Raw genomic sequence first — 25406 nt, 5'->3', positions numbered from 1 at the left:
ACACTACTTAGCTAAAGTTTTTGCAAGATTTCCAAATAACTCTACATAAGTCTGAATTGATTCATTTGTGTAAGTATCTTCTGGTGCATAAACAACTTGTTTTTTAGAAACAGCAGTTGTGTTTTGAAGAGCTGGTGATTTAGAAATAACATCCTTAGCAGGTGTTGACTTAGCTGCATCAGATGTTGCAGCATCACGATCTAATACGAAAAGCCAATCAGGATTTGTTTGTGCAATAGCTTCAACAGAAACGTCATCACCTTTATGACCTGCAGTAGAATTTGAAACTTCTAACGCTGGAGTCCAACCGAAAATGTCATACATTGGTCCCCAAACACGACCAGAGTGCGGCGCAGCAAAACCAATATTACCACCAGTAACGATAACACTCATAACTTTATCTTTTCCGTTATAAGCAGATTTTGCTTTTTCAATAGATTTATCAAAATCAGCTACTAATTGTTTAGCTTCTTTATCTTTATCAAAGATTTTTCCTAGAGTAGTTGTAGAATTTTTAAGTCCATCTACTAAATTTTTTCCAGGCGTAGTAGATTTCTCAGAAACATCAAAATTAAGATCAATAACAGCTGCATTTGGCACTAATTTTTTGATTTCTTCGTAATGATCAGCAAATCTTTGACCAACGATTACAAGGTCAGGGTTTGCCGCTGCAATAATTTCTAGATTTGGTTCACGGTGATTCCCAATATTTTGAACTTTTTCATCCTTTTTATATGCTGAATCAGCAGGCATGATATCCTTTGGAGCAGCCGCTAATTTAATTCCCCAATCAGATAAAGTTTCAAAAGTTCTGTTATCCAAAGCAACTACATTCTTTGGGTTTACAGGGACTTTAACAGTTCCATGAGCATCAGTGATTTCAACCGTTTTTGGCTTATCACTACTATTACCTTTATTATTAGCCTTCGAAGTTTCTTTACTTGAATCTGAGCAAGCTACTAACATTAAAGTGAAAATTGCTAGAATACTCACTAATTTTAAAAGCATAGATTTTTTCATATGTATACTCCTTATAGTGTGATTTATTTCGAAAATGATGACATCCATAGATTGAATTAGAAAGTAACTTTTATTCAATTGAATCGCTATTGATAATCATTTTCATTTGAACATCCTGTTAATTAGTATAGTCTTTAATTCTGTGAAAATCTTGTGAATGGTGTGAATTAATAAAATCAGGCACACAAAGTAATATATGAAGTCGGGCGTGTTGATTAGCCTTTATTCTTCAGAGCGTGTCGATTTCTTTCGAGTAGACACTTTCATTAGATCCGGTCTCAACTAATGCGCGCTAGAATCGTTCCCTACACAATACCAAAAAGATGAGCACCTTATAAACCATAATTTCCCCTGCAAAAAATGCTCATTAATAGCTAATATTTTCATAATCCATTACCTGATAGAAATATTTTTTTACATCTTTTAATACTTCTCAGGAACTATTTGATCATCATATTTAATAAAAAAACGAGTAAAACTGAATGAAATAGTTTTACTCATTTTTTATTATTCAATCATTGAATAGCCTCTGCCGTGTATCGTTTGAATATATCTGTCTTTCTTCTCACACTTTAACTTTTTTCTTACATAACCAATATATAAATCTACTACATTTGGATTTACTACTACGTTATATCCCCAAACTTGATTCAACAGCATTTCACGGCTCAATATTGTGTTTTTGTTTTTGATTAAAAATACAAGCAAATCGTACTCGCGCTTAGTAAGCGAGAGGTTTTCGCCACCCTTTTTCACAATATTGCTAGATGCATCAACAAAGAGATCTTTAAACTGAAAAAAGTTTACCTCATTTTGCTGGTTACAATCACTTCTTCTTAAAATAGCTTGAACTCTTGCTACTAATTCTTCTTTCGCAAATGGTTTTCTTATATAATCATCCGCTCCTGCTTGTAACCCTGCTACGCAATCCTTACTAGAAATATTGTCAGTCACAATAATAATCGGTGTCGTTTTAACAAGTCGTATTTGTCTGCAAATTTCTGGTCCAGATATACTTAATGAATCCCAATCCAATATGATAATATCCCAATCTTGTTCATATATTATATTTAAACCTTCGTTTTCATTGTGAAGTTTTAAAATGAAATAGCCTTCTTGCGTTAGACCGCTTACAATTTTCTTTGCTGAAGACCGTTCATTTTTAATCACCAACACCTGCTTCACCGATGGTTCACCTCTACTTCAATATAACTTAGTTAGATAAAAATTATCCCAAAAAACAATTTAAGATTTATAAATTTAAACCTCCTAAATAATCCATAAAAACAGCTTATTAGGAGAACTCTATATAATCTTACAATAGGTATGGATAAAAATACAAAGCATATGAAGATTTGAATACAGTGAAATCTTCATACCCCCCCCAATTGGGCGTTTACTAGCAGCTATAGTATCTACCTGCTTATCATCAATAACTATTCATTCAGTTTCTATTTCAGGGGTACCCCCCTCAACTTAAATATTTTATAAAACCACAAAACAAAAAGAACCACAACCTTACCTTATTTTGCAGCATAAGTCTGCCGTAAATCGCAATTTTTAGGGCCATTCCTTATATAATTTGAAACATATTATTGCCAAAAGTTGTTTATAAACCCATAACTTTGCCGAGAATACCTGTTCTCTCAAATGCGATTTCTAATTAATTACTAAAACTTGAAACAGATATACAAACAACGGTTTAAGAGGAGAATTTATATTAAAAGGAGAGTTACGAAAAACGTTGGAAAAAATTATAGGAAGAGTTACCAACGTCAGTGTGATTGCCCTTCTTGTGGCACAAAATGCAGCGCTCAATATTAGAAACGAAGCAATGCGTCTCTTAACCGTAGGAACTACGGGGATAGCCTAGTTAGGTTTTTTTACTAAGGAATCCCCCACTTCAAACAGTCCTTGAGAGTGTTAAATGGTCAGTAGTTCAAAATATAATCGTGTTTTGTACATCTGATAGTCTGTACTGAAACTAAAATAATGAGGAATTAATATAATGAACAGTTCCACTATTTCACTAAATAACATTCTAAAAAATATATTCGATTAAAAAAGACGACGCTAAATACGTCGTCTTTTTTAATCAGAAAAGTGAAATCTCAAGAATTTCTTATTGAATCAAAGCCCATCATCTCTTAGTTCATACCTAGATAAAACTTACACTGTTTTCCATAATGATAAGGCATAAATCCAATTTGGATCCCCATTTCCTTGATAACTCTGGACTGCTTCATATATTTTTCCCTCGTGTAGAACTCTATCTCCTTTTTTATATGCTTTCTTTGCATTCCACTCTTCATATGAATCGTTTTCAGTTTTTGTAGTAATTGTAAATACATCACTTTGTACGGATTCATTTCCAACTACATCAACAGCTTTCACCACATATTTATAAGTAGTATTAGCGAGTAGATTTTTATCCATATAAGAAGTCGTATTGGCTGTTGCAATCTTCTTCATTGATCCTTCTGTTTCTCTATAAATATCATAATGGTCTACACCAATATTATCGTCAGAAGGACTCCACATTAGATCCACACTTGACGTTGTTGTTCCCATGCTATGTAATCCTTTTGGTTGTGTTGGTGCTTCTGTATCAGGAGTCTCGACAGTTGTTTTTACTGTAAGCGATTGGCTTTCTTTCGATACATTCCCAGCTGCGTCAATTGCTTTTACAGTATAAGAATACTCTGTACTTGCTTGTAATTTTTTATCAATAAAATGAGTGCCTGGTACTGTGTCAATCATCTCTCCGTTACGGAAGATTTGATATCCTTTTACCCCTATATTATCCGTAGAAGCGTTCCATGTTAATTCTATACTATTCGCTGTTACTTTTTGTGTCTGAAGTCCATCTGGAATACTTGGCGCTTCTATGTCTGGTTTCACATCATTAATAAGATTAACATCAATTACATTATAGAATGCATTTGCTGTATCAGCTACATCCCATACTGCTAAAATCACATGATAGCCACTACGATCAGTAGGTACATTGATTTTATGAGTTAAATTATTTGAAGCCGTAGAACCATCATGTTGTACAGTTCCAATTGGTTCAAAATCCGCTCTCGTAAGCGCTTTATTTGGATTCCATCCTTTTTTGGTAATATAGTAATGCCATTTGCTCGTTAAGTGAGGTGCTGTATACTTCCAAGTAAATGTATTTTCACCACCAGTGATTGTATTTTTAAACCAACGACCTGCTGTTTGTTGATCTAAAATACCACCAAATTTCCCACCTGCAGACGCGATTTGTCCATCAGCTGGGCCCCCTTGTGGGAATCCTTTTGGAGCTTCTAAACTCTGTGGTTCATACATAACACTTCCGCAGTTTCCATTTAGTGCACCATAAGTTGCACTACATAAAGCAGATCGGCTACCAGGTTTTTCAACAAAACCATGTGCAGAAGCATTTTGAGGAATAATTGTCGTGCCAATAATTCCAGCTGTTAATACAACTACTCCTAGACTTTTTTTGTTCATTTTCATGTTTTGTAGTTGTTTTAAAAATCGATTATTCATGTTTACGTCCCCTTCTTGTTATACTTCGTAGTGTAATGTGGGCTTTGATGTAAAAGAATAACAAGAGACAAACTTGTACCGATGTATGTATTAGTTATGCATACACAGCATTGAAAATAAATTTTGTTTCTTGTGAAATATTTCACTTGATGAATATATCATTACATAGAAATCATCGTAATATGTGCAGAAGTTATGCAGAAACATTGAATGTTTTATTAATATATAACATTTAAAACTGAAATTACCTGTTAAAAAAGTAATATTTAACCGTCTGCATTTTCACCAACACATTCATTTCTCTTGTCTTAATATAAGTGGTTATGTTTAGTTATTCATAAGTAAACCGTGCGTACATTCTGTATTTCTTCAAGGTAATAAAGTCTTTTCTTCCAACGAAAAAAACTCCATTGAATTTGTATGCTTAGTAGCAATTTCAATGGAGTTTTTTCATGTCTCACTATTCGTTATAGCTTCGCAAGTTCATTTATCTACAATATAATTAATGTGCGCCACTTAATTTAACTAGAATTTTCGCTTGAGACTTATCATGAATTAATGCTTCAAAGCCTTGTTCAACGATATTATCTATATCCACTTTACTTGTAATAATTGATTGCGCTGGTAATCCTCCATTAGCAAGTAATTTAATGACCTCATTGTAAGTTTCATTGCTATATCCCACAGACCCCATTATTTTTACACCACTAAAAATTAATGAAGCAGGACCATTAAACTGGATATCTTCCGTGTGAAAACTGATAACCATCATTGTGCCACGAACTTTAGTTGATTGAATGGCTTGATTAAATGTTGACTCAACACCTGCAGCTTCAACTGTAACATCTGCTCCATCTGGGAATAATTTACGAATTTCTTCAACAGGGTTCACTTCTTTAGCATTAAAGACATGTGTCGCACCCATTTCAGTTGCTTTGTCGAGTCGACTATCCAATAAATCGACAACAATAATATTAGAAGCACCTGCAGCTTTTGCACCTAATACAGCAAATAACCCAATTGGACCCGCTCCATAGATAACAACTGTATCGCCTTCTTTTACATTTAAATCCTTAATTGATTGGAAAGATACAGCTGCTGGTTCAACCATTGCTGCTACTTCTAGTGGTAAATTATCTGGAATTTTAAAAATCGTTTTTTGTGGAAGTATCGCGTATTCTGCAAACCCTCCGTCAATATGTGCACCAACCGCGTCTATAGTGATGAAACGTTCAGTTTCAGCATTTGAAGGATCTTTAAGCATCATTGGATAGATACATACTCTGTCACCTTCTTTAAATTTCGTAACATTAGAACCGACCTCTACAATTTCACCAGAAAATTCATGTCCGATTACCATATTCGTATTCATTGGTACTGAATCTGGATGCAAATATGCATGCAAATCAGAACCACAAATACCAGCCCATGCTACTTTAACTTTCACATCATTCGGTTGTAATTCTTTCACTTCTCTTTCCTCAATACGAATATCTCTTTCGCCATACCACACTGCAGCTTTCATAAAATACCCTCCCTTAAATCATTTCAATATTATATATGAATTTTTATTTAACATTAGATTAATTACATTTTTTAAAGCATGAAAGCACATTTCTTTTGCTCTTTAACCTTCCTCATCATTCCTTCCCTCCTTTGCTATGTTCATTAATCTATCATAGGTTTTGAAGGAATTCGATGAGCAAAAAATAATATATGTCTCAAAGTGAGACATATATCTCGAATTGGTTCATTTATTTAGAAATTCTTAGAAATCCTAATTAATTCTTCTTTTGAATATGGATATTCATTCCCTATCCATTTTTTTATAATCTCAAAAAAACCACTACAGTAGAAATCACATAGTACCATTGGGTACTCAGAGTTTTGGATTCGTTTGGAAAGAGAATCATTATATTCCATTGAATTTTCATATAAATTTTCTGCACCAAACTGAATCAATTTTTCGTATAACTCAAGGCTATTATTTTTACTGGTAATATTAAAAAACAATGTACGATTAACATCTATGTATTCGATTATTTCCTCAAACAATGTACGTTCTAAATCCAAACCCTGCTTTGTTTGTTCAAAGAGATTTATTGCAATGGAATTTGACACATCACTAAATAACACATATTTATCTTCGTAATGACGGTAAAATGTGCTTCTATGAATCATTGCTTTTTCACAAATATGATTAATTGTAATGGATGAAAATGTTTTTTCTTTTAATAATTCCATGAACGCATCTTTTATTATGTTTTGTGTGCGTAAACGTGTAAAATTGCTCAATTCAAGTATCCTCCTACAATTTAACTCCTAAGTAATGCTTGATATTAGAATGGTTTTGACTGCATGATCCTTTTTTCTTTTAGTATGCCTAAATCCATAATAATATGGAATTCTTTCCCCTAAATATAATACTTTTTATGAAGCTGAGATGGATACTATAGACTTGGATTCATTAAAAAATAAAATGATTTAAAATTTCAGCTTGATTGCTCTAATTTATGAATAAAATTGGCCCTGGCACTTATACCAGAGCCAAAATGCTTATTTTATATGAAGTAGTTCACTTTTCACAGGGAAAGAACTTAATCCATATATGGTACTACTATCTGAAATAGGAGTGGGAAGATTCTGGTCAATAAACAAAAATGATTTATATCTTTTTATTAATTCCGTTAATACAATTTTAGCTTCTAATCTAGCTAGAGGAGCACCTAAGCAAAAATGGATTCCATGTCCGAATGTAAGGTGAGGATTACGCCTACGATATATATTGAAACTATCAGCATCTTTAAATTGATGCGAGTCACGGTTAGCCGATCCAACCCATGCTGAAACGATTTGATCTACTTGTAAAGTTTGGCCTTTTAATTGAATCTCTTTTTTTACTCTGCGTACAACCCTTTGAACTGGTGAACGATACCGCAATACTTCTTCAATTGTTTTTGGAATAAGAGATATATCCTGTTGTAATTGCTCATAAACATTTGGATGTTCTATTAAACAATATAGTGCGTTTCCAAGTAAATTCGTTGTTGTTTCATTTCCTGCTACTAATAGCAGTTTACAAAACGCTACTAATTCCTCGCCCGAGATATTTATATCCGCTTCACTTTGAACTAATAAAGAAATAATGTCATTTGAATCTTTTTTGGCTTTTCCTCGATTGAGTTGGATCATCTCTTCAAAAAAGTCCCCTAATTCATTTTCTGCTTGTAAACGTGTATGAAAAAATTCTGTCAAATAGTCCGGATCTTCATGACTGGGTGAACTTACGATAATATCAGACCATTTCTTGAATCTTTCCATATCCTTAGCAGAAACCCCTAACATTTCAGCAATTACTATAACGGGTAATGGATAGAATAACTCTTGGACAACATCAAAAGTTTTACGATTGGATAACTGGTTGAGTAAATCGTTTGTAATTTGCTGGATTCTAGGCTCCCATTCTCTTAATGCTTTAGGAGTGAAAGACCGATTTACAATAGACCGTATTTGTGTATGCTTTGGTGGATCCATCCCAAGGATACTTTGTGGAAATGGTGATTTTTTCTTCTCAGGCATAATATTAGAAAAGTACTCTTTATCCTCTAAAACAGTTTTTACGTCTTCGTACAAAAAAACATTCCACATGTCTGCCTGATGATTAAAACAAATAGGCTCCTTTTCCCGCATCTCTTTGTACCATGCAAATGGTTTATACGGTTCTTCTAAAGCCTGTTTTCCTATCAGCTTATTTGTAGGAATCATATCAATTGATTGATAAGGTGTTTTCATGTATAACAATCTCCCCTCAAAAAATAATTTCCATTAAACCAAATACAATTCACCGAATAACATTCGGTGTAATGAGGATTATACAACAACAACCGAAATATTCAAACTATTTTTTGATTTTAAGATAAACCAAGGGAAATTGACGTTGTATAAAAAAATCTGTCAAAGAGAAAACAACAAGCTCTATGCTTTCTTGCCCTATTTTTTATATTTAAGTCTGTTTGGTGTTAAATCAGCTAAACTAAAAGAAAAAGCATGATCCTTCTTTATACTGCAAGAAGGGCATGCTTTTTTGTTTACAATACAACATATAGACCCCACATCGATTCATTTCAAAGTAGTTCATTCCCCATTAGATATTTTTCTATCCCTCCGAAAGGGAGAGTAACGGTCAAAGCACATGTAAAAAGTCAATAAAATAACTAATTCATAGATGCTGACTTTGGTACTGTATATACTTTATACCGTAACAAATTTATCGAGAAATGAACCATTTTGAGATAAATGTCTCATTTTGATACATATACACATTTTTGTTTATCGCTTTCCATTGATGCCTATGATAAATTGCTAAACATAGCTAGCTTACAATTTAATTTTGATGATTTCGTTACAATTAAATTTCTAAAAATAATATTTCACCTTTCATATCATAAAAAATTAAAAAGGAGTTTTTAAAATGAAAAATCGAGTAAATCCAGAGTTATTACCAGGGTTAGAAATGTATCCAGATCAAGATTTACGCCCAGAGTGTTTGCAAGCAATGAGAGAAGAAGCTGCACGAGTCTTCCCAGCTACCGTCGTTGATGAATCTCTTTCTTTAACAGAGGAATTTATTGAAGGACCTGATGCGAATCAAGTACGAATAAAAATTTATCGTCCAAAATCAAATAATGAAGCCTTACCTGCCCTGTTATGGATACATGGTGGTGGTTATATCTTAGGCTCTATAAATGATAATGAAGATCTTTGTGTGAAATTTGCAAAAGAAGTTGGCTGTGTAGTCGTTTCTGTAGACTACCGTTTAGCTCCTGAACATCCTTATCCAGCCCCAATTGAAGATTGTTATGCAGCATTAAAATGGATTGCTGATAATGCAGAAGCATTAAATATTGATTCGAATCGAATTGGTGTTGCAGGAGTGAGCGCTGGAGGGGGACTAACAGCAGCATTAACGTTATTAGCCCGTGATCGACAATACCCTTCTATCTGTTTCCAAATGCCGCTCTATCCAATGATTGATGACCGTAATAATACACCTTCTACAAATGAAATTAAAGAAGGATTTGTTTGGAATCAAAAATCAAATGAAGCTGGCTGGAAAATGTATTTAGGTGAATTATATGGAACGGATCACATTCCTGCTTATGCAGCCGCTGCTCGAGCAGAAGATTATCGTAATCTGCCACGTACCTACACATGTGTTGGTCAATTAGATCCATTCCGTAGTGAAACATTAACCTATGTAACGAAACTTGCGGAAGCTGGTGTTGATGTTGAATTCCATTTATATCCTGGAGCTTATCATGGGTTCGAAATGTTCCACCCAGATGCTGATATATCTATTCACGCCTTGAATGATTATGTACGAGCAGTTAAGACTGGTTTGGCAAGAAAGTAGCTTAGGTATAGACTTAATCTCTTTACAAAAGAACCACTCGCAAATGAACTAGATCCAAAAAGTTGGGCACATATTTAAGCAGCTAATAAGGATTGAACTCTGTATTATACAGGGGGCAATCCTTTTAATTTTTTTATGGGGTATTTTCCTTTCTTAGGTTGATAGCGATAGGGTATCAACCTAAAAATAACAAGTTCCTAAAAACAAAAAGATAATTCAGGTAACTATATAAGGATAAAATTTTATTTTAAAATGTAAATTTGAATTAAAGCCTTAATATTTGTAAAAAAGACAAGAAACTTTGAAGAAAAAAAGCTTAGCTTGATGAATCTTATTTATATATATAATTGGCCCTAGTGCATCTGCACTAGGGCCAAAATATTTATTCTATATGGATAATTTCACTTTTTACCGGAAAAGTTTTTAATCCATATATAGAACGACTATTGGAGATAGGAATGGGAAGATTATGGTCAATAAACGAAAAAGATTTATATTTTTTCATTATTTCTGTCAATATAATTGTAGCTTCTAACCTAGCTAGTCGAGTACCTAAGCAAAAGTTGATTCCATAACCAAACCCAAGGTGAGGGTTTCGCGGACGATGTATGTTGAAACTATCAGCATCATTGAAATACTGAGAGTCACGATTAGCTGATCCAATCCAAGCTGAGACGATTTGATTTACTTTTAAAGTTTGGCCATTTAATTGCATTCCTTTTTTTACTCTACGTACAATTCTTTGAGTTGGTGAACGATAACGTAATACTTCCTCAATTACTTTTGGAATAAGAGATAGATCCTGTTGTAATTGCTCATAAACATCTGGGTTTTCTATCAAACAATATAAAGCGTTCCCAAGTAAATTCGTTGTTGTTTCATTTCCCGCTACTAATAGTAGTTTACAAAAAGGTACTATTTCCTCGCCTGAAATTTTATTGTCTGCTTCACTTTGAACTAACAAAGAGATAATATCATTGGAATTTTCTTTTGAATTTCCTCGCTTGATTTGTAGGATTTCTTCAAAAAAGTCCCCTAATTCATTTTCTGCTTGTAAACGTATATGAAAAAATTCTGTTAAGTAATCCGGATCTTCATGACTCGGTGAACTTACGATAATATCAGACCATTTCTTAAACTTTTCCATATCCTTAGCAGAAACCCCTAACATTTCAGCAATTACTATAACTGGTAAAGGATAAAATAACTCCCTTACAATATCAAAAGTTTCACGATTGGATAACTGAGTAAGAATATCTTCTGTGATTTTCTGTATTCTCGGTTCCCATGCCTCTAATACTTTAGGAGTGAAAGACCGATTTACAATAGACCGAATTTGCGTATGCTTTGGTGGATTCATCTCAAGGATACTTTTGGGAAATGGAGGCTTTTTCTTCTTGGGCATAATACTAGAAAAATGTTCTTTATCCTCTAAAACTATTTTTACATCATCATACAAAAAAACATTCCACATATCATTCTGAGGATTAAAACAAATAGGTTCTTTTTCCCGCATTTCTTTATACCATGCAAATGGTTCATATGGATTTTCTAAGGCCTTTTTTTCTATTAGCTTATTTGTAGGAATCATAACAATTGATTCATAAGTTGTTTTCATATATAAAAATCTCCCCTCAAAAAATCAGTTTCATTACATAGAATTCAATTCACCGAATGGTATTCGGTATAATTGAAATTATATAACAATCAACCATGTTTTCAACCCACTTTTTCATTTCTAAGATATCAGTTAATATATAATCAAGGAGGAATAAAATTTGTGTAAAAAAAATCTGACCAAAAGAAAACAACAAGCTCTACTAACACAGAGCAATATATCTCATGTGTTTTTGAATTTAACGAAAGAAAAAAAATTTGAGAATATAACAATTGAAGATATTTGTAAAAAAGCAAATGTCTCAGTAGGAACTTTTTATCATTATTTCTCTTCCAAAGAGGATATTTACAAAAAAATATTCCAACAAATTGACGAAAACCTACATGTTGAATTAGAAAATATTGATCAACATACAACAATGCAAACGACTATTTTAAATTTCTTCCAATGCATAGCTGAATATACAACTAAATTAGAGTTACATATCAATCTTCTTAATGATTTAAACAAACGATCATTTATATATGAGCCTTCATTAATTTACAAAGCTCTAAAAGGTTTTGTTTATAAAGGACAACTCGAAAAAGAATTAACAAATGATATGAGTGTAGAAGAAATAACAACGTATCTTTTTACATTCGCTAGAGGGCTTATATTAGATTGGTGTATTTTAGAGGGAGCATACTCTTTAGAGCAGAGAATGGCTACTTATATGAAGTTGGCATTGAAGTCTTTACAACCATAAATTTCATTCAAGCTCTATGCTTTCTTGCCCTATTTCTTATATTTAAGTCTGTTTGGTATTAAAGCAGCTAAACTAAAAAAGCATCGGACCGAAACGGACATCAACGGTATCAAAAAAGCGAGTCCATGAACGAATTTCGCTCATGAACTCGCTTATAATCTTTATGGGACTTTTCATTGCCCTCCTAGGCGGGTGAAGGGCTTTTCATGGGAATATAAATTCCTTGTTATGATTGCAGGCTTTCAAGAGCCGAGTTGCGGTAATTGTTATTTTGCTCAACGGTAGCTTCTGAAAGTGCCTTCTTCAACGCCACAGCATTCAAGTCCTCCTCGATAAAATCAGGCGTTCCAGAAGCAGGCGTTCCAAGCTGAACACGCCATGAATCATCAATGGAACCGCCATCGACAGGATCAAAGCCGAGTGAGTTGACAAGCTTCATCACAATCACTTTGGATGCAGGATCGTCTGCAAAAACCGGTAGCGCAATCCGGTCCTCAGCGCCTTCCGGTTTCGCCAAATCAACAATACGCTGAGACACGATGTTGCTGAACGCTCTGACGACTGGGGCGCCGATTTGCTGCTCCACCCAACGGCTTTCCGTTTTTATGCTGCCATCCAGGAGTTGTTCAATTCTACCATCCCGGTGTACAGTATAGTTGTTGGTATCGATGATAGCAGCCTTAGCTTGCCGAAGATCGAACAATCCGCGAGGGAGTGACGCAATTTTGCCGAAAGGGATTGAAAGAATAATAAGATCGGCTCCACGAACTGCTTCTTCATTAGTCACCGGTTTCGCTCCGGTGAGAGTTACGACCTCTACTAATGTGTCTGGTCCACGTGAATTTGAGATGTTAACCTGATGCCCCAAAGCAACAAGCTGTTTGGCCAAAGTTGACCCGACAAGGCCAGCGCCAATAATTCCAATATTCATACCCGTATTCCTCCAATTCAAATATAATATAGAAACACTATTCAAAATAAAATAAAACGAAACAGAACAGTTCTGTTTCGTTTTCATGTTATAGAATAGATTTTCCAATGTCAAGAAAGAAATGAAGACGTACAGCCGCTACACAACTATTGGTTAAGGTGCAGATCGATTAAGCAAGCCGACACTTTTTTTAATTGTTCTCCTGAAATATCCGCTCCTACAATCGGTGCTGTGGAAAATGCGCCATTAATGACAAGCAGAAGCTGGTCAGCCAATGTATCATCTGAAGCCCCGGCTTCTTTTGTGAGCCGCTGTAGGAGATTTCTTAACGCCTCGGTATGCTTTTGAACGAGATGTTGGATAGGATTCTGATTTGAAAATTCGGCATGGGCATTCAAAAAAACACAACCACGAATTCCAGGCTCGGTCAACAAGGCATTAATACTTTCCACTAAAGCAAATATTTGCATACGTGGCGATCCCTCGTAGGCAGAGACGGCATCATTAAACTGAACCCACAAACTTTCACTCTTTTCTTCTAGGTAAGCGATAATTAGATCATCTTTTGAAGGAAAATGACGATATAACGTACCTTTGCTCACTCCGGATACTTCCACAATTTTATCAACACCTACGGCGCGGATGCCTTCGTTATAAAATAACTCAGAAGCCACGTCCAAAATTTTCTGACGAGCCGATTTACGGGTTTGGTTCATCTATAAACACCTGACCTATCTATAAAAATGATAAAACTTCGCCTTTAATGAGGCAGTTCTATCGTACCATCAATATCTTTTTACCACAATGTATGAAGATTTTTTATCATACATTGTGCCTTCATATAAAACAGATTATTAGGCTAGTATATCGAAGAGAGAACGCTCACTTCCTGTGCAAAGGAGAAATACTTCACCGAATACTGATAACTATAGGCTTCTATGTATGGACTCGACATATCCCCACTGTGCAATCCACGTGTGTAGTGTATGTGATAACACAAGAGATTGTTGCTGAGCATTAACATCTAAACTAATAGGCTACAGCAATTTTGTATTTTTTATATTACTTATTTTATCAGCTTGATACAGCAGTAATGCTTGCAAGCTTGTTTATAAAATAAATAAAAGATGCTTTTACATAAGAGGCTTACCCTATCGCCATCAAACTAAAAGAACGAGTTACCCCAAAACAATAAACATGAGCAAAATGCAAAAAAATTTCGTTCTGGGGAGAGTATGAGATTTTAACTTTTGGGCATACCCTTCGTCCCTCATTAGGTAATTTTTCAATAAGCTCGAAAAGGGAAACATGAGCTAAAATATGTGTATAAAGACAAGAGTCATGAATGAATTTGATTACTGATTTTGGTACTGTTTATATTTTCTACATATCGTTAGAAGCTTATTGAGAAATGAACCAATTTGAGGCTTTTGTCTCATTTTGAAACATATACACATTTTTGATTATCGTTTCCCTCTAATGCCTATGATAAATTACTAAACATAGCTAGGCTATATTTTAATTTTGATAATTTCGCCACAATTGAATTGCTTAAAATAATATTTCACCTTTCAGAAAAAATACTGTAAAAAGGAGCTTTTAAAATGAAGAATCGAGTACATCCAAAGTTATTACCAGCGTTAGAAATGATTCCAGATTTTGAGTTACGTCCAGAGAACTTGCCAGCAATGAGAGAACAAGCCGCACTAATCTTACCAGATATTACTGGTGATGAATCACTTTCGATAACAGAGGAAATCATTGAGGGGCCTGATGCGAATCCATTGCGATTAAAAATTTATCGTCCAAAATCAAATGATCAATCCTTACCTGCCCTGTTATGGATACATGGTGGCGGTTATATCTTAGGCGCTGCAGATGAGAATAATATCCTTTGTGTGAGATTTGCAAAAGAAGCAAACTGTATGGTCGTTAATGTAGATTACCGTTTAGCTCCTGAACATCCTTATCCAGCTCCAATTGAAGATTGTTATGCAGCATTAAAATGGATGGCGGATAACGCCGAGGCTTTAAATATTGATTCAAATCGAATTGGGGTTGCAGGAGCGAGCGCTGGTGGCGGACTAACAGCAGCATTAACGTTATTAGCTCGTGATCGACAATATCCTTCTATTTGTTTCCAAATGCCACTTTATCCAATGATTGATGATCGTAATAATACGCCTTCTGCGAATGAAATTAAAGAAGGATTTACTTGGAATCAAAAGACAAATGAAGCTGGATGGAAAATGTATTTAGGAAAATTACATGGAACGGATCATATTCCTGCTTATGCAGCGGCTGCTCGAGCAAAAGACTATCGTAATTTACCACGCACCTACACATGTGTTGGTCAATTAGACGCATTCCGTAGTGAAACATTAACCTATGTAACGAAACTTGCAGAAGCTGGTGTTGATGTTGAGTTCCATTTATACCCTGGAGCTTATCATGGGTTTGAAATGTTACCTTCAGATGCTGATATATCTACTCATGCTTGGAATGATTATGTACGAGCAGTGAAGACTGGTTTCGCAAAAAAGTAACTAGGGTAGCGACAAAAGATTTCAAAATAAAGGAGGATTTATAGTGAAGAATAGAGTTCATCCAGAATTAAGAGAAATGTTTTCTGTATTACCAGAAGTAGATAATAGCCCGGAAAATTTCCAACAATATAGAAAATGGGCTAAAGAATCTTTTACTGCAACAGTTTTATCATCGAATGATAAAGTTACCGTATCTAATCGATTTATACCTGGTCCTGAAAGAGCGCCTGAAGTTAGAGTTCGCATTTATGAGCCAACTAAAAAAACAGAAGCTTTACCTGGGGTTCTTTGGATACACGGTGGTGGCTACCAAGTGGGATCACCCGAAATGGATGACAAACTTTGTGAAAAGTTCGTATTGGAAGCCAACTGTATAGTGGTTTCGGTTGACTATAGATTAGCACCAGAATATCCATTCCCTGCACCACTTGAGGACTGCTATGCAGCTTTACAGTGGGTTTCTAATAATTCGGAAGATCTTAGTATCGATTCTTCTCGAATTGCAATTGCCGGAATGAGTGCAGGCGGTGGACTTACAGCAGCCCTTGCTCTTTTAGCAAGAGATAGAAAAGGACCTTCAATCATATTCCAAATGCCGCTATGCCCAATGATTGATGATCGTAATATAAAACCTTCTGCTTTTGAGATAACGGATTCAAAATTATGGAACAGAAAAGCTAACATCTCTGGCTGGAAAATGTATTTAGGTTCAGTTTATGGTGAAGAGGTATCCCCATACGCTGCTCCAGCTCGTGCGACTGACCTTACAGGACTTCCACCAACGTATACAATGGTGGGTGAAATAGACCTATTCCGCTACGAAACAATTGAATATGCAAATAGATTAATGCAAGCTGGAGTACCAACAGAATTTCATGTTTATCCTGGTGGCTACCATGGATTCGAATTGATAGCGCCTAATGCTGAAATTAGTCAAAGAGCTGAGGAAGAATATATTGGTGCATTAAAGCAAGCATTACAAAAAACAGAAATTTAAAGGTAAGTGTAATAAAAAATTGATTTACTACTATCTATTTATTTCCCAAAGCTACTCTATTCAAAGATTGATGATCGCAATAATACAAGCTTCTGCGAATGAGATTACAGAAGCTTGTATTGGGAATCCAACATCAAATGAAGTTGATTGGAAAATGGAGTTTTTGTATTTGCTGTTAAATAAGAATTGAAGAATATTTTTTAATCAAACTTTATTCTAAAGCTACACCATAAGCAGAAAAAAACATAATCTTGTCCCAAAACAAAAATATTAGTAATTCATCATAAAAAGTGCTCCTAGCTAAATCAAGGAGCACTTTTTATGAAACATTATTTTTTATTAGCTTATGAACCACCTTATTATAACAACCATGTTTTACTACTTGCCTAACATCATCTACTTCAATTCCCATTATCTCTGTAATATCTACAACAATTGTATTCTGTAGAACACTTACTACATATCCCGTTAATTGTAAATTAGGATTTTTACGATATGAAAATTGAACGTAATCTCCAATTGTTACCTTTGTTTTATGCTCCATTTTGTCCCTCCTTGAATCATCATTAATTATTGATTAGGTTTCCCTTTTATTGCTTCTCCATACTGTTTGGCAAGTTTATAAATTGAAAAGCCTAGTAATTATTAGGCTTTTTGTTTAACTCATTTATGTTCTACATAATAAATCTCAAAGTAAAACATCTATTCAAAAATTACCACTCTAACACCTTTTTTAAAACCCAACGTATAATGTTATGAGCATTTACAACACGTTCTTGGTCCCTGTTAATAAGAAAAACCACAGCAATTGCTGCGGTTTTTCTTATTGAAACTGTGAAATTATAATTTCCTATTCTAAATAATAAATAAGCTTAGTTCTCATATTTATCTTTCTATGGACCTTTAAAAATAAATTTCTTAGCTTGTTGGATATGTAGTGCTCCTCCTATAGCAAATCCTATATCAATAGATGTATTCAATTTTTGGAACCATAAATTTGCCACAAACAAAAAGAACCATAACCTCGCCAATCTGGCAAAATTATGGTTCATATCATATAAAATAAAAAAACCACCAAATATGTATTGGTGGAGACGGTGGGAGTCGAACCCACGTCCAAAAATATCGGCACTTAAGCTTCTACGAGTGTAGTCGATATATTAGCACTTCGCGAACTCTTCGGCCTATCGACAGGCTTCCAAGTTGCTAGTCTGGTTGTTCTCTTCCTTTGTCCTCAGACGGCGAACTCCGGCGTAGTCCACTTAGTTTGAGTCCCTTACCCTACCACATGGACGATGGAGGGAGGAACCTTTAGTGCAATTAAGCAGCTAAAGAAAGATTGTTTTGTTTGCCAATTATAGGCTTTGACGTTTTAACGAGGCCGATCCCCTCGACTCGCAACCTAAGCTCGAACTATCCCTGTCGAATCCGTAACGTCCCCATGATAAAAATGGAGCATACGAAGAAAATATCGTGATAGCTACTAAGAGCTGTTTTTCAATGTGCAACAACCTTACATAAGTTATTATAACATACGCGCTCCATTTTACAAATGTAAATATATGTATTACATCTTTTGGCGATCACGGAACGCGCGTGCAATTTCACGTTTAGCTTCTTTCTCTTTTAAATCGTGACGTTTATCGTATTGCTTCTTACCTTTTGCTAAACCAAGTGCCATTTTTGCAAATCCATTTTTCAAATAGATTCTAAGTGGAACTAATGCGTAACCTGTTTCTTTTGCAGCACCCGCTAGTTTATCAATTTCTTTTTTATGCAGAAGTAATTTTCTCGTACGAAGTGGATCATGGTTGAAACGATTCCCTTGTTCGTACGTATTAATGTGCATATTATGAACCCATACTTCACCATTATGTACACGTGCAAACGCATCTTTCAAGTTTACGCGTCCAGCGCGAATCGACTTAATTTCCGTTCCTTGAAGGACAAGCCCTGCTTCGTATGTTTCTTCGATGAAATAATCATGAAATGCTTTTTTATTTTGTGCAATAACCTTACCTGTACCCTTTGGCATATAACGTCCCTCCTCTATTTTTACTATTGTAACAAATGTTAATAAAAAGCGAAAGTGGCTCGCTCAGAATGTGAGGTGGATGGAGCTTCTGACCTTGAGGCGCTCTTTGCCTCTGGGGAAGAAGCGAAGCCGCCGAACATTCTAGCCACTGTAGCTGGATTCCAACAAAAAGCGAAAGTGGCTCGCTCAGAATCTTTGGACATTGGAACTCCCGACAGAGAAGCGCTTTTTGCTTCGTCCGAGGGAGTGAAATGGCCAACAGATTCTAGCCACTGTAGCTGGATTCCATTAAAAGCGAAAGTGGCTCGCTCTTAAGCCACGAAGAAAAAAGAAAAGGCCCCGCTTTTCATCAAAGCGAAGCCACTCTTTTCTTACTTACGCTTTTTCTTTTTCTTCTTGAATCCTGGTACGTTTTCGAAGAATGCTTTTTTCTTCTTACCGTTACCATCTTTTTTTCCTGGCTGGCTAGCAGAAGCGGATGCAGATGCAGATGCAGATCCTCTTCCTTTTCCTTTACCACCACGGTCAAATTTTCTACCTGTGCCACGTTCACCGCCGCGCTCATTACTGCGCTCGCTACGTCCACCGCGTTTCTTTCTGCCTGTTCTTGGCTGCTCGATAACGACTGGACGATCTTTGAACTTACGGCGAGGTGTGCCTTTCATGCCAACGATTTCAAAGTCGATTGCACGCTCGTCTTTGTTTACGTTAATAACGCGAATTGTAATTTCATCACCGATGCGGAATACGTTTCCTGTACGTTCTCCGATCATAGCGAAATGTTGCTCGTCATAACGGTAGTAATCATCCGTTAAGTAGCTAACGTGTACAAGACCTTCAATTGTATTTGGAAGCTCTACGAATAAACCGAAGTTTGTTACAGAGCTAATCATTCCGTCATACTCTTCACCGATCTTATCAACCATATACTCTGCTTTTTTCATCTCATCTGTTTCACGCTCTGCTTCAACAGCACGGCGTTCCATATTAGAAGAGTGCTCTGCAATCTCAGGTAATTTTTCACGCCATTTTGCTTGCGTTTCGTTGTCGACTTTACCATTAATAATGTATTCACGAATTAATCTATGAACGATTGTATCTGGGTAACGACGAATTGGTGATGTGAAATGTGTGTAGAACTCAGTTGATAAACCGAAATGTCCTAAACTATCCGCATCGTAACGAGCTTGCTTCATAGAACGAAGCATAACTGTTGAAATAACTACTTCTTCTGGCTGTCCTTGAACCATTTCAAGAATTTGTTGCAGCGCACGAGGGTGCACTTCATTCGCACGTCCTTTTACCGCATATCCGAAGTTCGTTACAAACTCGAAGAAACGCTCAAGCTTATCTTCTTTCGGATCTTCATGGACACGGTACATAAACGGTACGTTCATCCAGTGGAAGTGCTCTGCTACTGTTTCATTCGCAACAAGCATAAATTCTTCAATTAACTTCTCTGATACAGAACGATCGCGCATAACAACGTCTGTCGGTTTTCCTTCTTCATCCACTAATACTTTCGCTTCTTTAAAGTCAAAGTCAATTGCACCACGACGCATACGTTTTTCACGTAAAATTTGTGCCAATTGGCCCATCTCTTTAAACATCGGTACGAGCGGCTCATAACGCTTAATTAACTCTTCGTCCTCATCTTCTAAAATGCTTCTTACATCAGCATACGTCATACGCTCTGTCGTTTTAATCACACTTTGGAAAATCTCGTGTTTAACAACATCACCTAAGTTGTTGATTTCCATTTCACAAGATAATGTCAGACGGTCTACTTTCGGATTTAATGAACAAATACCGTTAGATAGACGATGTGGAATCATCGGAATTACACGGTCAACAAGATACACACTCGTCGCTCTTTCTGCTGCTTCTACATCAATTGGAGAACCTTCTTGAACGTAATGACTTACATCCGCAATATGAACGCCAAGCTTGTAGTTACCGTTCTCAAGCTTCGTTACTGTAACAGCGTCATCTAAATCTTTTGCATCTGCACCATCAATCGTTACGATCATTTGATCACGTAAATCGCGGCGATCCTTTAAATCTTCTTCTGAAATCGTTTCTGGTACACTGTTTGCATGCTCCATCACTTCCTCAGGGAATGCCAAAGGTAAATGATGTTTATGAATGACAGATAAAATATCTACTCCTGGATCATTTTTATGACCTAGAATTTGAATAACTTCACCTTCTGCGCTTAAACGATTCTCTGGGTAGCTCGTAATTTTCACAACTACTTTATGACCTTCTACAGCTCCCATTGACGCACTTTTCAATACGAAAATATCACTTGTCCAGCGCTTATTGTCAGGTATAACAAAGCCAAAGTTTTTCGATTCTGTATATGTACCAACTAGCTCTTTCGTGCCACGTTCTAAAATGCGTACAATTGAACCTTCTTGACGTGAACCGCTTGATTGAGAACTAAGGCGTGCTAATACTGTATCGCCATGAAGTGCACCGTTTAATTCTGTAGGCGGGATGAAAAGATCATCGTCTCCAGTTTTCTTCTCTTCTGGTACAACGAAAGCAAAGCCACGTGCATGTCCAATTAACTTACCTCTTACTAAATTCATCTTTTCAGGAAGACCGTAACGGTTGCTACGTGTACGAACAACAAGCCCCTTCTCTTCCATCGTTACAAGTGCCTTTACGAAATCTTTAAAGCCCTCAGAACCTTCAATTCCAAATGCCTCTTCTAACTCTTGTATCGTTAACGGTTTATACGCTTCTTCTCTCATAAATAATAACAACTTATCAATATGTTCTTGTATGATTTCTTCCAAGCAAAAATACCTCCTTTAAAACCTTATATTATTTAGTGTATCCGAAAGATAGAGGATGTATAAAGCGAAACTTCAATACTCCCCTTATGATTTTTACAGTTTTCACAAAAAATTCCTTATGAAAAAAAGAGGCAACTAGATCTTACCAATCTAGTTGCTCCAAGAAGTTATATACATCCTCATGTAGCTCGTCACGTTGTTTATCAAGTGTAATGACATGCGTAGAGTCTTCATACCATTTAATGTCTTTTAACGTAGATTCTACACCGTTATAAATTATGTTAGCACTATCTGTATTAATCATTTCATCATGACGCGCTTGTACAACAAATGTTGGCGCATAAATCATATCCACATTGTTACGTACGTCAGCAATTAATTGTTGTAATGCTTTTAATGTATTCATTGGTGTCTTTTGGAATTCCAACATTTCTTGTTCGATTTGTTCTAGTGATTTTTGCTCACGTTTTTTATATTCGCGGGCATATGCCAATATACCTTGGTACATAGTTTCTTCGCTCTTAATATACATCGGTGCACACATTGGTACCACACCTAAAACAGGTACTGTATAACCTAATTTTAAAGAAAATACGCCGCCAAGTGACAATCCAACAACAGCAATTTTCTCAAAACCTTTATCTTTTAAAAGCTGATATGCCTCCGTTACATCTTGCCACCAATCTTCAGGCCCTGTATGAACAAGCTCTTCTGGTGGTACACCGTGCCCTTTATAAATTGGCGCATGACAAGTATAGCCTTTCTTTTCTAAGAAACGCCCTAACATACGTACATCAGCTGAGTTCCCTGTGAATCCATGTAGTAATAAAACAGCGCGGTCTCCACCCTCAAATGTAAATGGTTTCGGAGATGCTAATTTCATCATGTACTTCTCCTCTTTCTCTTCTGTAATCTAGTCGTATTCTTTCTATATCTAGTGTACCATATTTATATTTCTATAATCTAATTAGAAACATCTTTCAAATGGTAAAACAAAAAAAGAAGAACCATTAGTACATCTTACTAACGCTTCTTCTTTCAATTCTATAAGTTTAAGTACGTAACAGCAATTGTTAATACAAAGAACAATACAGCTAAAACAATTGTAATACGGTTTAATACCGCTTCAATTCCACGTGCTTTTTGCTTACCAAATAATTGCTCTGCACCGCCTGAAATTGCACCTGAAAGGCCTGAGCTATTACTAGATTGCATAAGTACCATAACAATCATTAAAATCGATACAATAATAAGTAAAACTGATAATAACGTATGCACTTGGCGTACCTCCTACAAAGATTCAGTTATTGTAACTGTAGCATAAATCCTATAGAAAAGCGAGAGCTATAGAGTCGCTCTCGCTTTTCTTCTATTACATAAACATCATTGCAAATAACGGTCCAAGTAAACATGTCAAAATTGCTGTTAATGTCATTGTTACCGATCCAATAACACCTTCATGTTCGTTATTTTTCATCGCTCTCATAACACCCATAATATGAGACGCACATCCAAATCCGATACCTTTACCAACTGAGTTTGTAACACGGCTCCATTTTAATAAAAGAGGTCCTGTAATGGTTCCAGTAATACCCGCGATAACAACGAAAGCTGCTGTTAAGGAAGGTACACCACCAACTTGTTCAGAAACGCTCATCGCAACTGGCATTGTCACCGATTTTGGTAAAGAGGATAAGATTAAGCTTTTATCTGTTCCCATAAGTGAAGCAATGGCAAAATCACTAGCGATTGCAACTGTTGTACCTACTAATACGCCACCAGCAATCGGTACAACATATTTTTGCAGAACATGACGTTGTTTATAAAGAGGAATTGCAAATGCTACAACACCGGGTCCAAGTAACTTTGCAATCCAGCCACCACCACTTTCCATATAATGTTGATATGGTATATCAAGCACGATAAATAGGAAAGCCATTAATCCTGTTGCTACAAGCATTGGGATGGTGAATGGTGTTGGAAATAATTTGTAGATTTTTTTAGATAATTGATATAATAGCACCGTAAAAAGAACCCAACCGATTCCGATTAATATTTGGCTCATCGCGACTCTCTTTCCTTCCTATTCGCAAGATATTGTCCTGTATGTCCTGCGACAATAATAATTAAAAATGTACTCGCTACAACTGTAATGAAAAGAGAAATTCCTTTACTCATAAAAAAAGCACCGTAATTCATTAGGCCAAGCGTTGGCGGAATTAATAAAAACGGCATAATAGCAACGAGTGTTTCTGCTCCTAAATCGAACCATTTCACTGGAAGAACTTTTAGGCTAAGTAAAACAAGTAAGAGGAACATTCCAATCAAACTTCCTGGAATCGGAATATTTAACATTTCTTGCACCCAAGTTCCAACCATATAAAACACGTAAAGAGCAGCAATTTGGACAAGAATCTTTGTAAATTTCATGTTCATCATCCCTCATGTTTATACGATCTTCTGTTAATATCTTTATCATAGTATAAATTGTAAAAAGCTGCAATTTATCAACTTGACAGCAAAAACAGCCTATGTTATACGCTTACAACCTTGATATGACTGCATTTCTAAACAAAAATTATGTCAAAAACATTGACCTAATATAAAAAGTTTTTATTTTCTGAATTTAAAAGACTATTATTTCAATAAAATAATCTTTTTATCCTTAAACTTACATATATATAAAGTGAAACTTTAATCATTGAGGTTTTCCTCATCCCCATTAATTATTAGCCCTCACCAAGCGGATTTGTACGGGATAAACAAGATAGGTGGTGAACATATGCCCAAAAAAGTTCTCATTTTTTGTGATCCTGGGATTGATGATACGATGGCTCTCCTCTTAGCATTGTTTATCGATGAAATAGAAATCGTCGGTATCGTTGCTGATTACGGCAATGTTCCAAAAAAAACGGCCGTAGAAAATGCTCATTTTTTTAATAACGAAACAAAGAATAGAAATATCAAGATATTCGGTGGTTCAGAACGTCCCCTTACTGGTGCCCCACCTGCGTTTTTTACGGATGTACATGGGAAACAGGGGCTCGGTCCAATTATTCCAAAGGTGAATGTGACTAACGGAGAAATGGAGAATTTTTTTGAAGTCATTCCTCTTATTGAACAGTATAAAGATGAATTAATCATTGTGAGTTTAGGAAGACTTACCTCCCTAGCAATTTTGTTTATCATGTGCAAACAGTTAATGAAACAAATTAAATCTTACTACGTAATGGGCGGTACCTTTTTACATCCTGGTAATGTTACCCCTATTTCTGAAGCAAACTTTTATGGCGATCCTACTGCCGCTAATATAGTCCTTCAATCCGCAGTTAACATGTACATATACCCATTAAACGTCACTCAATACTCCATCATTACACCAGAAATGGCAGAATACATTGAGGTAAAAGGAAAAGCTCCACTTGTCAAACCGTTATTTGATCATTATTACTACGGATATTATAAAGACGCCCTACCACATTTAAAGGGGAGCCCCTTCCATGACACAATGCCAATACTCGCTTTATTTGATAACTCTATGTTCACGTATCATAAATCACCTATTGTTGTCATGACAGAATCCTCTGCACAAGGAGCAAGCATAGGGGAATTTCGCTCTCTAGTGAACCAGAAGCCATTTATTGATTGGCCGGTTCATCAAATTGCAATTGATTTTGACTATAACCGCTTCTTCAAACATTTCATGTCACTTATGACGGGTGAACAATTTTAGCATAAAAAAACAGACCGTGATTTCTCA

At 35.7% G+C, this 25406-nt stretch carries 21 protein-coding genes and 1 other RNA gene; 5 read left to right on the top strand and 17 right to left on the bottom strand.

Going from position 1 to position 25406, the window contains the following annotated elements:
* Positions 1-3: 3 nt before the first annotated feature.
* From CGQ22_RS10715 to CGQ22_RS10690, 6 genes are all read right to left on the bottom strand, one after another.
* Entirely contained in the window at positions 4-1020 is a 1017-nt protein-coding gene (locus tag CGQ22_RS10715) for a siderophore ABC transporter substrate-binding protein (protein WP_089148689.1), read from the bottom strand.
* A 507-nt stretch (positions 1021-1527) separates the two neighbouring features.
* Positions 1528-2205 carry a response regulator transcription factor gene (locus CGQ22_RS10710; protein WP_000815818.1) on the bottom strand — a complete coding sequence of 226 codons (678 nt, stop codon included), beginning with the start codon at positions 2203-2205 and terminating at the stop codon, positions 1528-1530.
* 984 nt (positions 2206-3189) lie between these two features.
* Positions 3190-4557 (bottom strand): lytic polysaccharide monooxygenase, encoded by a 1368-nt coding sequence (locus CGQ22_RS10705; RefSeq protein ID WP_089148688.1) that lies wholly within the window; start codon positions 4555-4557, stop codon positions 3190-3192.
* A gap of 502 nt (positions 4558-5059) precedes the next feature.
* Positions 5060-6082: a 2,3-butanediol dehydrogenase gene (locus CGQ22_RS10700; RefSeq protein ID WP_000642462.1), complete on the bottom strand. Its 1023-nt coding sequence runs from the start codon at positions 6080-6082 to the stop codon at positions 5060-5062.
* Between the two features lie 233 nt (positions 6083-6315).
* Positions 6316-6852 (bottom strand): TetR/AcrR family transcriptional regulator, encoded by a 537-nt coding sequence (locus CGQ22_RS10695; RefSeq protein WP_000064555.1) that lies wholly within the window; start codon positions 6850-6852, stop codon positions 6316-6318.
* A gap of 261 nt (positions 6853-7113) precedes the next feature.
* The gene (locus tag CGQ22_RS10690) at positions 7114-8349 is read right to left on the bottom strand and encodes a cytochrome P450 (protein ID WP_000856900.1); all 1236 of its coding nucleotides are present in this window, start codon (positions 8347-8349) and stop codon (positions 7114-7116) included.
* A 679-nt stretch (positions 8350-9028) separates the two neighbouring features.
* On the opposite strand from CGQ22_RS10690, the gene CGQ22_RS10685 reads away from it, so the two are divergent.
* On the top strand, positions 9029-9970 hold the full coding sequence (locus CGQ22_RS10685) for an alpha/beta hydrolase (protein WP_000797648.1): 942 nt from the start codon (positions 9029-9031) through the stop codon (positions 9968-9970).
* Between the two features lie 382 nt (positions 9971-10352).
* Here the strand turns inward: CGQ22_RS10685 and CGQ22_RS10680 are convergent, their stop codons facing one another.
* Positions 10353-11588 (bottom strand): cytochrome P450, encoded by a 1236-nt coding sequence (locus CGQ22_RS10680; RefSeq protein ID WP_089148687.1) that lies wholly within the window; start codon positions 11586-11588, stop codon positions 10353-10355.
* A 160-nt stretch (positions 11589-11748) separates the two neighbouring features.
* On the opposite strand from CGQ22_RS10680, the gene CGQ22_RS10675 reads away from it, so the two are divergent.
* Positions 11749-12333 (top strand): TetR/AcrR family transcriptional regulator, encoded by a 585-nt coding sequence (locus CGQ22_RS10675; RefSeq protein WP_089148686.1) that lies wholly within the window; start codon positions 11749-11751, stop codon positions 12331-12333.
* Between the two features lie 226 nt (positions 12334-12559).
* Here CGQ22_RS10675 and CGQ22_RS10670 read toward each other — a convergent pair whose 3' ends face one another.
* Both CGQ22_RS10670 and CGQ22_RS10665 read right to left on the bottom strand, forming a co-directional pair.
* Positions 12560-13264 (bottom strand): NADPH-dependent F420 reductase, encoded by a 705-nt coding sequence (locus CGQ22_RS10670; protein WP_001020517.1) that lies wholly within the window; start codon positions 13262-13264, stop codon positions 12560-12562.
* A 146-nt stretch (positions 13265-13410) separates the two neighbouring features.
* Positions 13411-13980, bottom strand: coding sequence for a TetR/AcrR family transcriptional regulator (locus CGQ22_RS10665; protein ID WP_001077083.1), 570 nt, complete (start codon positions 13978-13980; stop codon positions 13411-13413).
* Between the two features lie 888 nt (positions 13981-14868).
* On the opposite strand from CGQ22_RS10665, the gene CGQ22_RS10660 reads away from it, so the two are divergent.
* On the top strand, positions 14869-15810 hold the full coding sequence (locus CGQ22_RS10660; RefSeq protein WP_089148685.1) for an alpha/beta hydrolase: 942 nt from the start codon (positions 14869-14871) through the stop codon (positions 15808-15810).
* A 43-nt stretch (positions 15811-15853) separates the two neighbouring features.
* A complete protein-coding gene (locus CGQ22_RS10655; protein WP_089148684.1) occupies positions 15854-16807 on the top strand; it encodes an alpha/beta hydrolase in 954 nt (317 codons plus the stop codon).
* Positions 16808-17126: 319 nt separating this feature from the next.
* On the opposite strand, the gene CGQ22_RS10650 is transcribed toward CGQ22_RS10655, so the two are convergent.
* The 8 genes from CGQ22_RS10650 to CGQ22_RS10610 form a co-directional block, all read right to left on the bottom strand.
* A complete protein-coding gene (locus CGQ22_RS10650; RefSeq protein WP_000400421.1) occupies positions 17127-17351 on the bottom strand; it encodes a DUF2187 family protein in 225 nt (74 codons plus the stop codon).
* 542 nt (positions 17352-17893) lie between these two features.
* Positions 17894-18248, bottom strand: a transfer-messenger RNA (tmRNA) gene (gene ssrA, locus CGQ22_RS10645).
* A 126-nt stretch (positions 18249-18374) separates the two neighbouring features.
* On the bottom strand, positions 18375-18842 hold the full coding sequence (gene smpB, locus CGQ22_RS10640; protein WP_001123919.1) for an SsrA-binding protein: 468 nt from the start codon (positions 18840-18842) through the stop codon (positions 18375-18377).
* A gap of 371 nt (positions 18843-19213) precedes the next feature.
* Entirely contained in the window at positions 19214-21646 is a 2433-nt protein-coding gene (gene rnr, locus CGQ22_RS10630) for a ribonuclease R (protein WP_000391111.1), read from the bottom strand.
* Positions 21647-21788: 142 nt separating this feature from the next.
* Positions 21789-22529: a carboxylesterase gene (gene estA, locus CGQ22_RS10625; RefSeq protein ID WP_000761974.1), complete on the bottom strand. Its 741-nt coding sequence runs from the start codon at positions 22527-22529 to the stop codon at positions 21789-21791.
* Between the two features lie 161 nt (positions 22530-22690).
* A complete protein-coding gene (gene secG / locus CGQ22_RS10620) occupies positions 22691-22924 on the bottom strand; it encodes a preprotein translocase subunit SecG (RefSeq protein WP_000557263.1) in 234 nt (77 codons plus the stop codon).
* 94 nt (positions 22925-23018) lie between these two features.
* Positions 23019-23711, bottom strand: a complete 693-nt coding sequence (locus CGQ22_RS10615; protein WP_000078304.1) for an LrgB family protein — start codon at positions 23709-23711, stop codon at positions 23019-23021.
* Positions 23708-24076 (bottom strand): CidA/LrgA family holin-like protein, encoded by a 369-nt coding sequence (locus CGQ22_RS10610; protein ID WP_000673222.1) that lies wholly within the window; start codon positions 24074-24076, stop codon positions 23708-23710. The genes CGQ22_RS10615 and CGQ22_RS10610 overlap by 4 nt, the downstream gene beginning before the upstream one ends.
* 352 nt (positions 24077-24428) lie before the next feature.
* Here CGQ22_RS10610 and CGQ22_RS10605 point away from each other — a divergent pair, with 352 nt between their 5' ends.
* Positions 24429-25379: a nucleoside hydrolase gene (locus CGQ22_RS10605; RefSeq protein ID WP_089148682.1), complete on the top strand. Its 951-nt coding sequence runs from the start codon at positions 24429-24431 to the stop codon at positions 25377-25379.
* Positions 25380-25406 lie beyond the last annotated feature (27 nt).

The sequence above is a fragment of the Bacillus sp. M13(2017) genome (assembly GCF_002218325.1).
Taxonomy (GTDB): domain Bacteria; phylum Bacillota; class Bacilli; order Bacillales; family Bacillaceae_G; genus Bacillus_A; species Bacillus_A thuringiensis_K.
The sequence above is the reverse complement of the archived record's forward strand: the minus strand, read 5'-3'. Positions and strand labels throughout refer to the sequence as shown.

Coding starts and splice junctions, on each gene's coding strand:
- estA (WP_000761974.1), bottom strand. CDS start 22,529: ATGAAATTAGCATCTCCGAAACCATTTACATTTGAGGGTGGAGACCGC.
- CGQ22_RS10690 (WP_000856900.1), bottom strand. CDS start 8,349: ATGAAAACACCTTATCAATCAATTGATATGATTCCTACAAATAAGCTG.
- CGQ22_RS10685 (WP_000797648.1), top strand. CDS start 9,029: ATGAAAAATCGAGTAAATCCAGAGTTATTACCAGGGTTAGAAATGTAT.
- smpB (WP_001123919.1), bottom strand. CDS start 18,842: ATGCCAAAGGGTACAGGTAAGGTTATTGCACAAAATAAAAAAGCATTT.
- CGQ22_RS10715 (WP_089148689.1), bottom strand. CDS start 1,020: ATGAAAAAATCTATGCTTTTAAAATTAGTGAGTATTCTAGCAATTTTC.
- CGQ22_RS10650 (WP_000400421.1), bottom strand. CDS start 17,351: ATGGAGCATAAAACAAAGGTAACAATTGGAGATTACGTTCAATTTTCA.
- CGQ22_RS10615 (WP_000078304.1), bottom strand. CDS start 23,711: ATGAGCCAAATATTAATCGGAATCGGTTGGGTTCTTTTTACGGTGCTA.
- CGQ22_RS10700 (WP_000642462.1), bottom strand. CDS start 6,082: ATGAAAGCTGCAGTGTGGTATGGCGAAAGAGATATTCGTATTGAGGAA.
- CGQ22_RS10610 (WP_000673222.1), bottom strand. CDS start 24,076: ATGAAATTTACAAAGATTCTTGTCCAAATTGCTGCTCTTTACGTGTTT.
- CGQ22_RS10680 (WP_089148687.1), bottom strand. CDS start 11,588: ATGAAAACAACTTATGAATCAATTGTTATGATTCCTACAAATAAGCTA.
- CGQ22_RS10605 (WP_089148682.1), top strand. CDS start 24,429: ATGCCCAAAAAAGTTCTCATTTTTTGTGATCCTGGGATTGATGATACG.
- CGQ22_RS10665 (WP_001077083.1), bottom strand. CDS start 13,980: ATGAACCAAACCCGTAAATCGGCTCGTCAGAAAATTTTGGACGTGGCT.
- CGQ22_RS10705 (WP_089148688.1), bottom strand. CDS start 4,557: ATGAATAATCGATTTTTAAAACAACTACAAAACATGAAAATGAACAAA.
- CGQ22_RS10670 (WP_001020517.1), bottom strand. CDS start 13,264: ATGAATATTGGAATTATTGGCGCTGGCCTTGTCGGGTCAACTTTGGCC.
- CGQ22_RS10660 (WP_089148685.1), top strand. CDS start 14,869: ATGAAGAATCGAGTACATCCAAAGTTATTACCAGCGTTAGAAATGATT.